The sequence below is a fragment of the Streptomyces milbemycinicus genome, from assembly GCF_002154605.1.
In the GTDB taxonomy this organism is placed as follows: Bacteria; Actinomycetota; Actinomycetes; order Streptomycetales; family Streptomycetaceae; genus Streptomyces; species Streptomyces milbemycinicus.
In genome coordinates this window covers 1-1,234 of the sequence record NZ_MUNE01001051.1, presented here as the reverse complement: position 1 = coordinate 1,234, position 1,234 = coordinate 1, and the positions used below count along the sequence as shown (strand labels likewise).

Here is a 1,234-nt window from a genome sequence, read left to right as displayed (position 1 = left end):
TCCGCGTCGAGGCCGAAGCAGGCGGGCGGCAGGCCGACCAGCGCGCGGTCGGCCAGCCCGACGGCGACCTCGGCCAGAGCGGCGGTGTCCGTGCCGCGTACGTCGCCGTAGCGCACCGAGCGGACGAGCGCGGGCAGGGCCTGGGCGAGATGGCCGACGTCCGCGTCGAGCGCGGCGCGGTCGGCGAGCGCGCGCATCACGACCGGGAGCGCGTCGGGGAGCCCGGCGAGCAGACAGCGCTCGGCCAGGTCCGTGACCTCGCCCAGGGCCGTGGCGTCCACCGCCTTGGCCTCTGCCCTCGTCGTGGCGGCCGACAGCACGGTGGTGCCCCACACCCCCGCCTCGGCGACCCGAACCGACAGCTCCGGCTCCCAGCGCAGCCGCCACGTCTCCCGGAACGTACCGGTGCTGCCGCGCGAGACGGCCGGGGTTCCCCAGTCGACGCCGAGCAGCCTCAGCCGGTGCAGCAGGCGGCTGCGCGCGGCGTCGGTCTCCTTGCGCAGGTCCAGCTCCAGCTCACGGTCAAGCGCCTCCGGTTTGAGCCGCAGCGAACGCTGGGTGCGCGTCAGATCCCGCTGGAGCGGAGTGGCGGGCGCCGACTCGGGCACCTCGCCCAGGACGTCCCCGACGACCAGCCGGTCGTGGACGAGCGCGAGCGGCACATCAGAGCCCTCGCACATCACCGCCCGCACCGCGTCCATGGTCTCGGCGAGCCCGGCCAGCGGCCGGCCGCGCATGGCGGCAAGCGTCTCGGCGAGCCGTACGGCCTCGATGACATGGGCGGACGAGACGGCGAAGTCCTCGGCGCGCAGCAGCCCGGCGACCTTGGTCAGCCAGCGCTCAAGCGGGCGGTCCGCGGCCTGGAAGAGATGGCTGTACCAGCCGGGGGAGGCGATCCCCGCGCCGTAGCCGCTGTGCCGGGCCAGCCGACGGTGTGTCCACGGCACCCAACTGAGCTCGACCTTGACCTTCGGCAGCCCTTTGAGGAGCCCTCGGTCGGCCGTCGCGGTCGTCCGCTCGGCCAGCGCCGGAACGTGCCAGGCCCCGCATACGACGGCGACCCGGTCCCCGAACTCCCGCCGCGCCTCGCGCAGCCGCAGCCGCATCTGCGCCTCGCGCGCGGCGTCGTGCTCATGTCCGCCGTGGCCGTATTCGGCGCGGAGCGCGGCCATGGCTTCGCCGAGCGCGGTGAACGACGCGACGGCCCCGGTCCCGGCTCCCGTCCCGCCTACCC

The 1,234-nt window shown here is 75.4% G+C and carries 1 protein-coding gene; it reads right to left on the bottom strand.

What is annotated here, in order from left to right:
- A partial coding sequence (locus tag CCN51_RS50850; RefSeq protein WP_245881877.1) for a DUF5682 family protein occupies window positions 1–1,234 on the bottom strand: 1,234 nt, incomplete at both ends.